13 protein-coding genes and 1 riboswitch are annotated in these 14,629 nt (G+C 29.3%); of the genes, 11 read left to right on the forward strand and 2 right to left on the reverse strand.

Annotated features, from left to right (window positions below; all coding sequences use genetic code 11):
- Positions 1 to 1,422 (reverse strand): IS3 family transposase, encoded by a 1,422-nt coding sequence (locus tag VLK81_RS03650; RefSeq protein ID WP_324618672.1) that lies wholly within the window; start codon positions 1,420 to 1,422, stop codon positions 1 to 3.
- Between the two features lie 700 nt (positions 1,423 to 2,122).
- Here VLK81_RS03650 and hpf point away from each other — a divergent pair.
- From hpf to VLK81_RS03700, 10 genes are all read left to right on the forward strand, one after another.
- Positions 2,123 to 2,665 (forward strand): ribosome hibernation-promoting factor, HPF/YfiA family, encoded by a 543-nt coding sequence (hpf, locus tag VLK81_RS03655; protein WP_324619288.1) that lies wholly within the window; start codon positions 2,123 to 2,125, stop codon positions 2,663 to 2,665.
- Positions 2,666 to 2,725: 60 nt separating this feature from the next.
- A complete protein-coding gene (locus VLK81_RS03660) occupies positions 2,726 to 3,520 on the forward strand; it encodes a hypothetical protein (RefSeq protein ID WP_324619290.1) in 795 nt (264 codons plus the stop codon).
- A 120-nt stretch (positions 3,521 to 3,640) separates the two neighbouring features.
- Positions 3,641 to 6,382, forward strand: coding sequence for a preprotein translocase subunit SecA (gene secA, locus VLK81_RS03665; protein ID WP_324619292.1), 2,742 nt, complete (start codon positions 3,641 to 3,643; stop codon positions 6,380 to 6,382).
- A 6-nt stretch (positions 6,383 to 6,388) separates the two neighbouring features.
- A protein-coding gene (gene prfB, locus VLK81_RS03670) for a peptide chain release factor 2 (protein WP_324619294.1) occupies positions 6,389 to 7,487 on the forward strand; the annotation gives its coding sequence in 2 pieces (ribosomal slippage) (positions 6,389 to 6,463 and positions 6,465 to 7,487; 1,098 coding nt in all).
- Between the two features lie 64 nt (positions 7,488 to 7,551).
- Entirely contained in the window at positions 7,552 to 7,776 is a 225-nt protein-coding gene (locus VLK81_RS03675) for a Tex-like N-terminal domain-containing protein (RefSeq protein ID WP_324619295.1), read from the forward strand.
- Positions 7,751 to 9,628, forward strand: coding sequence for a helix-hairpin-helix domain-containing protein (locus tag VLK81_RS03680; RefSeq protein WP_324619297.1), 1,878 nt, complete (start codon positions 7,751 to 7,753; stop codon positions 9,626 to 9,628). The genes VLK81_RS03675 and VLK81_RS03680 overlap by 26 nt, the downstream gene beginning before the upstream one ends.
- Positions 9,629 to 9,676: 48 nt before the next feature.
- Positions 9,677 to 10,120 carry a PTS sugar transporter subunit IIA gene (locus VLK81_RS03685; RefSeq protein ID WP_324620448.1) on the forward strand — a complete coding sequence of 148 codons (444 nt, stop codon included), beginning with the start codon at positions 9,677 to 9,679 and terminating at the stop codon, positions 10,118 to 10,120.
- 3 nt (positions 10,121 to 10,123) lie between these two features.
- Complete coding sequence (locus VLK81_RS03690) at positions 10,124 to 10,357, forward strand: hypothetical protein (RefSeq protein ID WP_324619299.1); 234 nt, start codon at positions 10,124 to 10,126, stop codon at positions 10,355 to 10,357.
- Positions 10,358 to 10,383: 26 nt separating this feature from the next.
- Positions 10,384 to 11,286, forward strand: coding sequence for a DUF3048 domain-containing protein (locus tag VLK81_RS03695; protein ID WP_324620450.1), 903 nt, complete (start codon positions 10,384 to 10,386; stop codon positions 11,284 to 11,286).
- A 195-nt stretch (positions 11,287 to 11,481) separates the two neighbouring features.
- Positions 11,482 to 11,622, forward strand: a riboswitch (adenosylcobalamin (AdoCbl) riboswitch).
- Positions 11,623 to 11,670: 48 nt separating this feature from the next.
- Complete coding sequence (locus tag VLK81_RS03700; protein ID WP_324619301.1) at positions 11,671 to 12,513, forward strand: YitT family protein; 843 nt, start codon at positions 11,671 to 11,673, stop codon at positions 12,511 to 12,513.
- 109 nt (positions 12,514 to 12,622) lie between these two features.
- Here the strand turns inward: VLK81_RS03700 and VLK81_RS03705 are convergent, their stop codons facing one another.
- Positions 12,623 to 12,955: a cupin domain-containing protein gene (locus VLK81_RS03705; protein WP_324619303.1), complete on the reverse strand. Its 333-nt coding sequence runs from the start codon at positions 12,953 to 12,955 to the stop codon at positions 12,623 to 12,625.
- Between the two features lie 233 nt (positions 12,956 to 13,188).
- On the opposite strand from VLK81_RS03705, the gene VLK81_RS03710 reads away from it, so the two are divergent.
- Positions 13,189 to 14,415 carry a glycosyltransferase family 4 protein gene (locus VLK81_RS03710; RefSeq protein WP_324619305.1) on the forward strand — a complete coding sequence of 409 codons (1,227 nt, stop codon included), beginning with the start codon at positions 13,189 to 13,191 and terminating at the stop codon, positions 14,413 to 14,415.
- Positions 14,416 to 14,629 lie beyond the last annotated feature (214 nt).

The raw sequence follows: 14,629 nt of genomic DNA on the forward strand, positions 1-14,629 counted from the left end.
CTAAGCTGCATTCAATTTCCTATATTCAACTGGACTTAAATATCCAAGTTTTTCTTTTATTCTATCTTCATTGTAATATTTTATATATTCTTCTATTGTCTTTTTTAGTTCGTTAAATGATTTAAACGTTCTACCATAGTAAATTTCTTGTTTTAATATCCCGAAGAAATTCTCCATAGGAGAATTATCTAAGCAATTTCCTTTTCTTGACATACTCTGTAAAATTCCATTAGATTCTAATTTTTCAGTATATTGTTTTAATTGATATGCCCATCCTTGATCTGAATGGAATATTCTTTTAAACTTGCAATCTGAAGTCTTTGAAATTGCTTCTTCAAGTGATGTTATTATTGCATCTAATGTAGGTGAAGTTGTTATTGAATAGCTAATGATTTCTCCATTAAACATATCCAAGAAAGGATTTAAGTAAAGTTTTTTTACTTGCATATTCCCATACTTATCTGTTTCATAGTATTTGAATTCACTTGTATCTGTTGTGATTTTTTGATGTACTACAGATGTTTTAAATCTTCTTTTTATCCTATTTGGTGCTACTTTACCTACTGTTCCCTTGTATGAGTAATATTTTCTTGATTTACGTGCAAAGTTTGTTACCTGAAGTTTCAGCTTCTGTACCAACCTTTGAACTTTTTTCTTGTTTATTAAAATTCCAAGTCTTCTAAGCATCGCATGTATTCTTCTGTATCCATAGTTTGGATTATCTTTTCTCATTTTCTTGATTTGATTCTCAAAGGCTTCATCTTTATTTTTTCTATCAAATCTTTTTTGCCAATACATGTATGTTGATTTTGGAAAATTAAATTGTTTAAGTAAATCTTTTAGTGGATATTTTTCTCTTAATGAGTGAATTATTCTAGCCATTCTCTCATTTTCTGATCTTCCTCGTCCTCTAATTCCATCTTTTTTTTTTAGAAAATCTATTTCCATTTGTGCCCAGTAAAGCTTATCTTTAAGTTCAGCAATTTCGTCTATCCCTTCCTTAGAATATTCTTTCTTTACTTGTTCTTTTTCTTTTTCATTATTTTTATCTTTAGTCATACTTGAAGGTCTTCCTCTCTTTTTAGGTCTAAGTCCATCAAGTCCTTGATTTCTAAAATCAATTACCCATCTAGCAATGATCGCTGGATTATTAATCTTAAATTGATTAGAAAGTTCTTGATAGGACATTTCTCCTGTTAAGTACAAGTTTACTATATTCTTCTTAAATTCGAAAGAGTAACTATTATTTTTTCTAGAAATTTTTAAGCCTTCATATCCTTGTGTTTTGTATGAATTTACCCATCTTCTGACTACTGAATGATCACTGAGTCCATATTTATCAGTTAAATATTTATATCCTCCTTCTTTATTTAAGTATTCTTGTACTATTTTCATCTTAAATTCTGTACTATATTTTGTCATGAAAAAACTGACCTCCTCAAAGTTGGTTTTTTTAGGTCCAACTTTTTGGGGTCAGTTCATTTTTCTTGGGGTTTTTTTATGCATAAAATTATGGTAAGCATTGTATAAAAAAATAGTATATAAAATATAAACTTTTTTATTTTATTTTATAAGTTGTTTTTTATAAAAATCTTTTTGTCAACAACTATATATAGTGGATTATAAATTTTATATAACTAAAAAATGAATAAATGATTAATCGTCTTTTATTTGAATTTGATTTATGTATAAAAAACAATTTATTAATCCACATAGTAATAAACTTATCAACAAGCTTTTTCTACTTTTCTTTTATTAATTTCTTGTTTTCCACAAACTTATCCACTTTATCCACAATTTTAAAATTGTTTTTTCAACAATATTCTAATTTTTTTATTCATTATATTTATTCAGAATCTAAAAATAAACTTAATTTATTTTTTATATAAATTTCATATTTAATAACATATTATAAAAATATTTAGTTTAATAATTAATATTAAGCTCTTAAATCTTTTCTAAGACTAGATTATATCCACTATCAATAATAGGTGATATTTCAACTAGTATTTTACATATTTTAAATAATTTTATATAATAAAGCTTTATTAAAAGAAATTTGGGTATATATAAAATAAGAAAATAATTTTCTTATTTTCAAATAGACTGTAGGAGGAATACTATGAATATTAATTATCATGGAAAAAATATAACCGTTACTGAAGATTTAAAGAATCTAGCTGAAAAGAAATTATCAAAACTAGATAAGTATTTCACAGAAGATATTTCTGCAAAGGTAATCTTTGAAGTTAATAAAAAAAATCAAAAGATTGTGGAAGTTACTGTTTTTCTTCCAAAAGATATTATTAGATCTGAGGTAAATGAGGAGTCATTTGAAGATGCTATTGATAGGGCAATTGAAATTCTTTCAAGACAGGTTAGAAAATATAAGACAAAATTAAAAAATAGATACGTTTCAAATGATTCAATTAGGTTTGAAAACTTTGAAGAGGCTAATGAAGAGCATGAATCTAAGGAAGAAACTGGAAAGATAGTAAAAGAAAAATCATTCCAATTTAAACCAATGACTAGTGAAGAAGCTATACTTCAAATGGAGCTTTTAGGACATAATTTCTTTGTATTTTCAAACCCAGACACAGGAGATGCTGAAATAGTATATAAAAGACAAGACGGAAATTATGGTTTAATTGAAAGAGAAAGATAAATAAGATATAATAATATAGGAGGACTTAAGTTCTCCTATATTTTTTTAGGAAGGTATTTTATGAAAAAATTATTAACATTTATTATTTTAAGTATTTTTTTATTGGGAGCATGTGAAAAAGAAAAAACTGCTGATAAGTTTGAAGCTTATAGAGATGCATTTGAAAAAGTCTGTGAGGACTTCTCCTTTGATAAGAGCATATTAAAAGAACAAATTGAAGAAAAGTCAGGGATTTTAAGTTTAAATAAAGGAAAAAATTCAATACTTATTTCTGCTGATAAGGAGCTTGTTTTTTTTCAAAAAGAAGAAATATTTGAAAAACCTAAAGAGAAAGTAGCTATTTATGGTAAAAAAGAAGATTTAAATTTTGATCTTGGTGACTTAAAAGATAAGGGATATGTTGAAAAAGAAAAAGATGTTTTAGATAGGTCAAAGTTTCTTTTTATTGATGAAAATTCTGAAAAAGATCCAGATTTTTATAATTTTGTCATTGGCGAGAATTCAGAAATTATTAATGATTTTTTAACCACTACAATTATTTCAAATAAAAAGGGAGAAATTGTATTATTTTCAAGATATGATCAAGGAACTAGAGAAAACTCCAAAAATATAAAATTTGGTGATTTTTCTGATGAAAAGATTAAGGAAGCTGTTTTTAGTGCTGGAATCAGTAGGGATGAAGATTATATAATAAATAAGATAATTACTGATAGAAGACAAGTAGTTAAAACTACTAAGGATGAAAAATTAGTTGACGGACCTAACTTTATTGCAGTTATTAGGGCAGATTCTAAAAATAAAACTATATTTTTAGATGGGAAAACCCTTAGAATAATTGAAAAAAGAGCACACTAAATTACTTAAAAGCAAATTCTTTGGATTTGCTTTTTTTCTAATAATTTTCAAAAAATTTGTAAAAAAAGCGTATAAATGATAAAATAATAGTGAATAATGTTTTATTAAGGAGAGTATGGATTGGGAATATTTAGTAAAATTTTTGGAACTAAGGACCAAAAAGAAATAAAAAAGATTGAGCCAATTGTCGACAAGATAATGGCTTTGGATGAAGAATATTCGGCTTTAACCGACGAACAATTAAAAAACAAGACAGATGAATTTAAAAATAGATTAAAAAATGGTGAAAGCTTAGATGATATTTTGCCTGAAGCTTTTGCAACTGTTAGAGAAGCATCATATAGGGTTTTGGGCCTAAAGCAATATAGAGTTCAGCTTATTGGTGGAATTATTCTTCACCAAGGAAGAATTGCGGAAATGAGAACAGGTGAAGGTAAGACTTTAGTTGCAACTCTTCCAGCATATCTTAATGCACTTGAAGGTAAGGGTGTTCACGTTGTAACTGTTAATGACTATCTTGCTTCTCGTGATAGGGACTGGATGGGCAAGGTTTATAATTTTCTAGGCTTAAGCGTTGGATGTATAGTTTATGGTCTAACAAATAGCGAAAGAAGGGAAAATTATAACGCTGATATTACTTATGGAACAAATAATCAATTTGGATTTGATTATTTAAGAGACAACATGGTAGTTTACAAAAGAGATATGGTTCAAAGAGAATTAAACTTTGCAATAGTAGATGAAGTTGACTCTATTTTAATTGATGAAGCTAGAACTCCGCTTATTATATCTGGTGAAGGAGATAAGTCTACAGACCTTTATTCAAAGGCAAATTCTTTTACTAAGATGTTAACTACAAGAAAACTTGACCCAAGTGAAGATAAGGTTGATCCTTTTGAAAGAGAAATTAAAGTTGAAACAGTAGATGTAATAATTGATGAAAAGAGAAAAACAGCTTCCTTAACTGAAAATGGTACTGTAAAGGCTGAAAAGTTTTTTGATCTAGAAAACTTATCTGATCCCGAAAATATGGAAATTGCTCACCATATTAATCAAGCATTAAAAGCAAATTTTGCTATGGCGCTTGATATTGATTATGTTGTAAAAGACGGAGAAGTTTTAATTGTAGATGAATTTACTGGTCGTATTATGCAAGGAAGAAGATATTCTGATGGGCTTCACCAAGCTATAGAAGCTAAAGAAGGGGTAGATGTAAGAAGTGAGCAAAGAACTCTAGCTACTATTACTTTCCAAAATTATTTTAGAATGTACAATAAACTTTCTGGTATGACTGGTACAGCTAAAACTGAAGAAGATGAGTTTTCTGAAATTTATAAAATGGACGTTGTTGAAATACCAACAAACAAACCAATTTTAAGACAGGATCTTGATGATGTTGTCTATGTAAATGAAGAAGCTAAATTTAAGGCTATTGTAGAGGAGATTGAAAGAGTTCACAAAACTGGACAACCTATTCTAGTAGGTACAATCTCTATTGAAAAATCTGAGCTTATATCTCAAATGTTAAAAAGAAAAGGGATAAAACATGAAGTATTAAATGCCAAACAGCATCAAAGAGAAGCAGAAATTGTTGCTCAGGCTGGAAGATATGGATCTGTAACTATTGCAACCAATATGGCTGGCCGTGGTACCGATATTGTTCTTGGTGGAAATAGTGACTCAAAAGCTAAACTTGAGATGAAAAAACAGGGCTATATAGATGAAGTTTTAGAAAAAGTTGATTCATTTGAAGAAACTGACGATAAAGACATTTTAGCTGCTAGAGAAGTTTATAATAAATTAAGAGATAAATTAAAGGAAGAAACTGACGAAAATGCTGAAAAAGTTAAAAATGTAGGCGGCTTATATATACTTGGAACTGAAAGACATGAGTCTAGACGTATTGACAACCAATTAAGAGGCCGTTCTGGTAGACAGGGAGACCCAGGTGTATCTAAATTCTATATTTCTCTTGAAGACGATCTTATGAGATTGTTTGGTGGAGAAAGGGTTCAAAGAATTATGGAAACTAGATCTATTGACCCAGATGAAGCAATTGAAGCAAAGATTTTAACTGGTGCAATTGAAAGAGCTCAAAAGAAGGTTGAAGCAAATAACTTCGCTACTCGTAAACACGTTCTTGAATATGATGATGTTATGAATCTTCAAAGAAATGTTATTTACAAGGAGAGAAGAGCTGTATTAGACGGCGAAAATATGAAAGAAAATATTATTGGTATGATAAAGGAACTTATTTTTGCTGCCGTTGATTCTTTCTGTAATTCTGAAAATCCAGAAGAATGGGAAATGTCTGGTCTATTTAATTATTTAAATTCAATTTATCTTGAAAAAGGACAAATTGTTATAGATAATATTTCTTCTTTCAATAAAGAAAAATTAAAATCTTACCTACTAAGTAAGACCAATGAATTATATGACAAAAAAGAAGAAGAAATTGGCGAAGAAATGATGAGAGAGATTGAAAGAATTGTCATTTTACAGTCAGTTGATAGTGAATGGATGGATCATATTGACCAAATGGATCAACTAAGACAGGGAATTGGACTTAGAAGCTATGGCCAAGAAAATCCTGTTAGGGCTTACGAAAAAGAAGGCTTTGATATGTTTGAAGAAATGAACCATACAATTATTGAAAAAACTATCAAACTTTTATTCAGTGTACAAAAGCCTGAAAAAATGGAAAGAAAGAAACAATTTAGAGAAACTTCCGCTTCAGCAGGGGGAGCAGCTCCAGATGGAGAATCAAGAACTATAGTTAAGGGCAAAAAAATAGGAAGAAATGACCCTTGTCCATGTGGAAGTGGAAAGAAATATAAAAAATGTTGTGGTAAGGATTTATAAGAAGGCATGAGTGATATACAGGAACTTAAAAATCGAATTGCAAATTTTTCTACTAGCTTAAATGAGCTTGGAGATTCTCTTTGACAGAGTTAAGTTAAAAGAGGAACTTCAAAATCTAGAAGCAAAAACTCTAGAAAAAGATTTTTATAAGGATAAAAATAAAAGCGAAGAAATATTTGATAGGATTAAATTTATTAACCAAAAGCTAGAAAGCTATGAAAGCCTTGTATATGATTTGGGAGAGCTTGAAGCTTATGAAGATTTGATTGATTTTGATCCCTCAAATGAAAGTGTCCTTAGAGAAGCGGGAAAATATTTAAATAAGGCAGAAGCTAGAATAGATAATTTTAAGATTTCTACACTTCTTCAAGGAGAATTTGATAAGTTAAATGCCTATATGTCTATTCATTCAGGTGCTGGTGGTCTTGAAGCGCAAGATTGGGCAGACATGTTAAAGAGAATGTATTTAAGGTGGTTACAAAAGTCTGACTTTAAATGTGAGATTTTGGAAGAAAATAGAGATTCGGCTGGCGGAATCAAGTCTTGTTATCTTAAAATTATAGGAAAAAATGCCTATGGGTATTTAAAAAGCGAAAAGGGAGTTCATAGGCTTGTAAGAATTTCTCCCTTTGATACTTCAAATAGAAGACATACTTCTTTTGCATCGGTGGATGTTTTCCCTGAAATAAAGGGAAAAGAAGTTTCTATTAATAAGGATGATTTAAAGATAGACACTTATAGGTCTTCAGGTAAGGGTGGTCAAGGAGTTAATACAACTGACTCTGCTGTAAGAATTACCCACCTACCAACTGGAATTGTAGTTTCTTGCCAAAATGAAAGGTCGCAGCTTTTTAACAAGGAAACTGCTCTAAGTATGCTTTATGGGAAATTAAAACTTATAAAAGAAGAAGAAAACAAGGAAAAAATTGAAGATATTACAGGGTCCTATACGGATATAGGTTTTGGTCAGCAGATTAGATCATATATCTTTCAGCCCTACCAATTAGTTAAAGATCATAGGACTAACTTTGAGGTTGGAGATGTTGAATCTGTAATGGATGGAGATATTGAAAAATTTATTATTGAATATTTAAAACAAAATTAATGGAAGAGTTTTGCTCTTCCTTACATATTTTTTAGGGGAATTATGGAAATTATTGAAAAATTAGTTGAAGAATTTAAAATTAAAAAAAAAGCATGCAGAAAACATAGTCAAACTTTTAGATGAGGGATCCACTGTTCCTTTTATTGCTAGATATAGGAAAGAAATGACTGGAGCAATGACAGATGAGAACCTTAGACTTTTTAAAGAGCGTTTAGACTATCTTAGAGGATTTTATGCTAGAAAAGAATCTATATTGAAGCTTATTGGAAGAAAAAGGAGCTTTAACTGATGAACTTATTCAAAGTATCTTTCTTGCTGAAAGCAAGGAAGAACTTGAAGATATCTACAAACCCTTTAAGGAAAATAGAAAAACAAGAAAGAGTGCTGCAATTGATCTTGGATTTGAAAATGCTAGAAATCTTGTATATGAAAATAAATCACAAGAAGAAATTATAGAAGAATGTCTAAAAACTGCTAGTGAAAATGATCTTACTTTGGAAGAAGGCTTAAATTTTGTAACAGATATAATAAGGGGAGATATTTCAGAGGACTTTTCTATAAAAAAATATATTAGAGATAGGGCTATGTACACTGGTTTAGTTGTGTCTGAAAAAAATAAGGATACTGAAAATTTCACCTATGAATCTTATTATGATTTTAAGTCAAAAATAAGATCTATAAAAGCTCATCAAGTTTTAGCACTAAAAAGAGGGGAAAAGGAAGAAGCGTTAAAAGTCGATCTAAAGCTTGAAGATGATGCAAACCTTGATTATATTAGGGGAAAATATATAGTAGATAAAAATGATTTTAATAGAGAAATAATTGAAAAGGCTTTAATTGACTCTTATAAAACTCTAATATTACCAAGTATAAAAAATGAAATTTGGTCTATTTTAAAAGAGGAAGCAGATAAAAAATCTATCCTAATCTTTAAAGAAAATTTAAAACCTTATCTTATGCAAAGGCCTTTAAAGAAAAGAGCTGTAATAGGGCTTGACCCTGGATTTAGAACGGGATGTAAGGTGGCAGTTATTTCATGTTACGGAGATTATTTAGATTCAGCTGTTATTCACGTTACAGAGCCAAAAAAAGACACTAATAAGGCTATGGAGATAATAAATAATTTTGTAGAAAAATATGATGCTAAAGTAATTGCTCTAGGAAATGGAACTGCTTCTAGAGAAACCGAAGAATTTATTAATAACTTTATTGACTTAAGGAAAGCCATAGGACATAATGATATTTCTTATGCGATAGTAAGTGAAAGTGGAGCATCTATTTATTCTGCATCTAAAATAGGGATAGAAGAATTTCCAGATTTAGATGTGACTATTAGAGGGGCGATTTCAATTGCTAGAAGGCTTTTAGATCCACTTTCTGAACTTGTAAAGATAGAACCTAAACACATAGGCGTTGGTCAGTACCAGCATGATGTATCAGAAAAGATGTTAGATGAGGCCTTGGAGGGAGTTGTAGAAGCCTGCGTAAATGAAGTTGGAGTTGATATAAATTCTGCATCATACTCCCTACTTTCCCATGTTTCAGGAATTTCAAAAAGTATTGCTGAAAATATTGAAGAATATAGAAAAGAAGTTGGATCTATAAAGAGCAAAAATGAGCTAAAAAAAGTTAAGGGAATTGGACCAAAAACCTTCGAACAAGCAGCAGGATTTATTAGGATAAGAAATGCTGAGGATCTACTTGATAATACGGGTATACATCCTGAATCCTATGATATTGCTAGACTTGTATTAAAAGAAGATCTTGAAAAAGAAGACTGGAAAGACTTTGCAGAAAAAAATAATGCCGGCTATGATACTCTTTTAGATATTGTAAAAGAATTAAGAAAACCTGGACTTGACCCAAGAGATGAACTAGAAGAAGTAGTCTTAAAAAAGGGTATAGTTTCTATTGATGATCTTGAAAAAGGTATGGCTTTAAAGGGAACTATTAGAAATGTGCTTGATTTTGGAGCATTTATAGATATAGGAGTTGGAGTAGATGGCCTTTGTCATATTAGTGAAATGAGTGACAAATTTATAAATCATCCACTAGATTTAGTTAAGGTATCACAAGTAGTAGATGTTAAAATTTTAGATGTAGATAAAGAAAAAAATAGAATATCTTTAACCATGAGATAAAAAAGGAGGATATTATTATGGGTTTATTTTCTAAAAAGAAAAAAAAATATTTTCTCACCTGCAGAGGGAGAAATTATAGCTTTGGACCAAGTTGAAGATGAACTTTTTTCAAAGAAGATGCTTGGAGATGGATTTGCAGTTATTCCTTCAGATGGTAATTTTTATGCCCCATGCTCTGGAACAATTACACTTTTTCACAAAGCTAACCACGCTTTTGGAATAACTACAGAGGATGGCCTAGAGGTGTTAGTTCATGTAGGTTTAGACACTGTTGAACTTGGAGGGGAAGGATTTACCCCAATTTTATCAGAAGGTCAAAAAGTTCAAGCAGGAGACCTTATATTAAAAACAAATCTTAAATTACTTGAAGATAGGGGACTTAAAACAGTTACCCCTGTAACCATAGTTAATTTTCAGGATTATTCAATATCAGATATAAATTACAAGGCAGATTTTAAAACACCAGTATTACAATATGAAAAAATAGGCTAAAAAATGAATAAAAAATGGATACTTGCTTTAATTTTACTTTTTTCTATACCACTAATTGTTAGCTGCTCAAATAAGAATGCAAAGACAATAAGTCAGCTTAAGGAAGAAGAAAAATTAAAAGAGGAAGCAAAGCTAAAAGAAGAAGAAAAAAGAAGAAAGAAGAAAGAGAAAAAAGAGAAGAAGAGAGAAAGAAAGAAGAGGCCAGAAAAAAGGAAGAGGAAGAAAGAAAAAAATTAGCTGAAGAAGAAGCATATAAAAAGCTAATAAAAAATCCATTAACTGGACTACCTTTAGATAATCAAACCTATAAGGGAAGAATTATTTCTGTGATGATAGATAATCATCCAGATGCTAGATTTCAAGCTGGACTATCTGATGCTGGAATAATTTACGAAATGGAAGCAGAGGCAAACATTCCTAGAATAATTGCACTCTTTTATAATAGCAAGACTAGATTAATTGGCCCTATAAGATCTCTCAGACCATATTTTTTTGATTACATTAAAGAACATGACGGACTTTTAGTTAGGTATGGCGGCTCACCTAATGCTGACAATATAGTTTATAGTGAAGGCTATGAAGAAATAGATGGGATGACAACATCAAGTGAATATATTTGGAGAAGTAGTGAAACTGGGACAGTTGCACCACACAATGCTTTTACCAATCCAGATGCAATAGAAAAGGCAATAAAGACTTATGGCTATAAGGAAGAACTCGATAAAAATCCTGTATTTAAATTTTCTTTAAGAGAAAAGAAGAACGAAAAAGTTCAAGGTAAGACCTGTAATAAGATTACATTCAGCTACACATCTGGATTAAACACAAGTTATACTTATAGTGATTATGAAAAAGAATATAAAAAAATGTCTGATGGAAAAGATCATATAGATTTTCTAACTCAAAAGCCTCTTTCATTTAAAAATATTCTAGTTCAGAAGGTATATATGGGATTTGAATCTGATGGAGTCCATAGAACGATGGATAATGTAGGAGAAGGGGAAGGATACTATCTTACAAATGGGAAAATATATAATATAAGATGGAAAAAAGAAGATAAAAACTCCCCAACTAAATATTTTTTACAGGATGAAGAATTAGAACTTAACCCTGGAAAAACCGCCGTTCAAATTAACGATATAAGTAAAAATATAGAAATCGAATAAAAAATAGGAGTAATATATAAACATATATTACTCCTTTTTAAAATATAAAATAAAGCTTAAATTTAACTATTAAAAAAATATACTTAATATTTTTTGTGGGATAGGATAAAGTTATTTCTAATAAACTAAAAGTATTTTTTATATAGAAATTTTCATTGCAACTACAAAACACTTATGATATAATCTTTCTTAACAAAGTACTGGTTTTTTGGATAATAATGGAAGTTGAGTGCAAATCTCACGCGGTCCCGCCACTGTGAATATCAATTTTTGATTAAGCCAGATCTTTTTCCAGTATTTTAAGTTAAGTTCTACGGTAGATAGACTTTTCTTAGTTGATTTTTTGCAACTAAAAGTCTAAAGATTCTTAAGAAGGAGAGATCTATGAAAGATTTAAGTAAAAGACTTTTAGCAGTAATAATTGGGGAGCTGCTTTGCGCTTTAGCAATTACATTTTTTTTCATACCCCATAAGTTGTTAAGTGGTGGAATTGGCGGCATTGGAATAATGCTTCAATATCTACTTGATGTATCAAGTGGTATCTTTATATTTTTATTAAATATTCCACTTTTCATTGTTGGTTTTAAAAGACTATCAAAAAAGTTTATGATATTTACATTTATATCTGCTTTTCTACTTTCTTTTTATTTAACTATATTAAAAAGTTTAAACCTACCTTTTAAAATAGATGATATTATTTTATCGGCAATATTTGGAGGAGTCTTAAATGGAATAGGCATGGGGATTTTATTTAGATATGGAGCCAGCCAGGGAGGACTTGATATACTAGCCCTAATATTTAAAAGAGATTATAATTTAAATATTTCCGAAGGATTAATGCTAATGAATGGAATTATTATCTCTGTTGCTTCTTTTTTATTCGGCTTAGAAAGAGGGCTTTATACTGTTATTTCAATGTATGTAGCTTATCAAGTTGTAGATAAGGTTATAAATGGTTTTGACGAAAAGAAACAATTTATTATTATTTCAGACAAGGCTGAAGAAGTTGCAAATAAGATAATGGTTGATCCTCATAGGGGAGTTACCCTACTAGAAGCTAAGGGAGCCTATTCAAAAAAACAAAAGCAAGTTATCTACTGTGTTGCTTACAATAGACAAGTTGTAAGAATCAAGCAAGTTGTAGCAGAAATTGATCCAAATGCCTTTATTTCAATATCTAACATGGTTGAAGTTTCAGGTAAAGGCTTTATTAAAAGAGAAGTATAAATTTTTAAATAGAGAAAAATCAAACCCAGGAAGATTCCTGGGTTTTCTTTACTCTAAAACTATTACTTTTTAGTTTACAACTTAGTTTTTTTAAATAATTTTAAAACAATTAAAACACTACCGTTAAAATCATTTTAAAATCTTCTTCAGCATATAGTGAGTGAGGATGATTTGCGGGCATTATTATTGAATCATCTTTTGAAAGTAAATACTCTTTATTATCGATAGTAACTTTCGCCTTTCCTTCTAAAACACTTACTAGAGCATCGCCATTTGACTCATGGGTAGATATTTCCTCGCCTTTAGAAAATGAAAAAATAGTTATTGAAACGGCATCATTTTGAGCAAGAGTTTTACTTGCAATTTGTCCTTTTTCATTTGAGATTTCCTTTGAAAGATTAATTATTTCTGATTTTACTATGTTTTTTATTTTGTCTGACATATTATCCTCCGTTTTTATATCTTAATAATTTGTCTTTACAAATCAATTATAATATAATCAGATTAGAAAATCTATAAAATAATTAAAAAAATAAAGATAAATTTATATAAATTTAATATATTTAAAATAATGAAGAAAAGATAAATTATTTTTATAAAAAGCTTTATATATATTATTAAGAATTTTAAATTTGACTTTATTAAATTTAATTAAATATAAAAAATGGAGGAAAAATGAAGATATTAAATATTTTATCCCAGTTACCCATGAAGACTGGGTCAGGTGTATATTATTCAAACCTCTTAAGAGGACTATATGATAGGGGCTACGAGATTGGAGCAGTTTATGGAATTGAAAAGCCATTTGAAAGTCCTTTTTCTGATTTAAATATAAAAGAGTATAAAGTCCATTATGACACAGATGAAATACCTTTTTATATTCCTGGAATGAGTGACAAGATGCCATACAAATCAACAGTTTTTTCAACTATGTCAGATGAAGAGTTTCAAATATATATGAAAAACTTGGAGAAAATACTAATTAAAGCTAGGGATGAATTTAAGCCAGATATTGTAATTACCCACCATATGTTTATTATTTCAAGTCTAGCTAGAAAAGTATTTAAAGATAAAAAAATAATTTGCATATCCCATGGAACAGATCTTAGGCAAGTTAAGAAAAATCCATGGATAAAAGAGAAATATTTAAATGACTTAGATAAAATGGATTATTATCTAACCCTTTCAAAGCTAGACACAGAAATGCTTATAGAAGAGTTTAAAGTAGAAAAAAACAAAACACTAGTTACAGGTGGGGCCTATGATGAGACGATATTCTTTGAAGAAAAAACTGATGTAGGGAAATTTTCATCAAATGAAACTATTAATTTAGTTTATGCTGGCAAAATATCAAGGGCTAAAGGAGTTTACGAACTTTGTAAAGCTTATAAAAATCTATCATCATCATACAATATTTCTCTCGATTTGATTGGTAGTGCTGAAAATTCTGAAAAAGAAGAACTAATCCATCTATCTGGTGGAAAAAATTTTAAAATCTACAATACAAAAGATCAAAAGGCTATGGCTGAAATCCTTAGAAAAAAAGATATTTTTATTCTTCCATCATACTACGAGGGCTTAGGCCTAATGGCAGTTGAAGCACTGGCCTCTAATTTAAGGGTTGTAGTTACAAATGTTTTAGGCTTAATTGAGCTTTTAGGAGAAGAAATAAATTCTTCAAATATAATAGAATATGTAGATCTTCCTAGACTTTTTGATGTAGATAAACCCTACGAAGAAGATATACCTGGTTTTGTAAAAAGACTTGAAGAGAAAATTGCAATACAAATTGAAAGAAAAGCTAAAAATGTCGAAGTAGATGAAAATATAAAAAATTTAATTAAAAAATTATCTTGGCAAGGCCTAACAGATAGAATAATAAAAGAAGTTATCGAAAATTAAATTTCTGGGTAAATATATAAGGAAGTGTATCTGTCGCTTCCTTATTTAAATTTTATAAAAAAATTATAGAAAAATAGATTAAATTTTGGTCTTACTTTAGACTAGGCTCTTATTCTAATGGCTATTTCAAAAATTATAAAATTCTTATTGGGAAATTAACAAAATTAAATCATTAGTAAATTTAATAATACTAATCTAGAAAAAAATGGGAGGT

This window comes from Citroniella saccharovorans (assembly GCF_035481615.1).
Classification (GTDB): Bacteria; Bacillota; Clostridia; order Tissierellales; family Peptoniphilaceae; genus Citroniella; species Citroniella saccharovorans.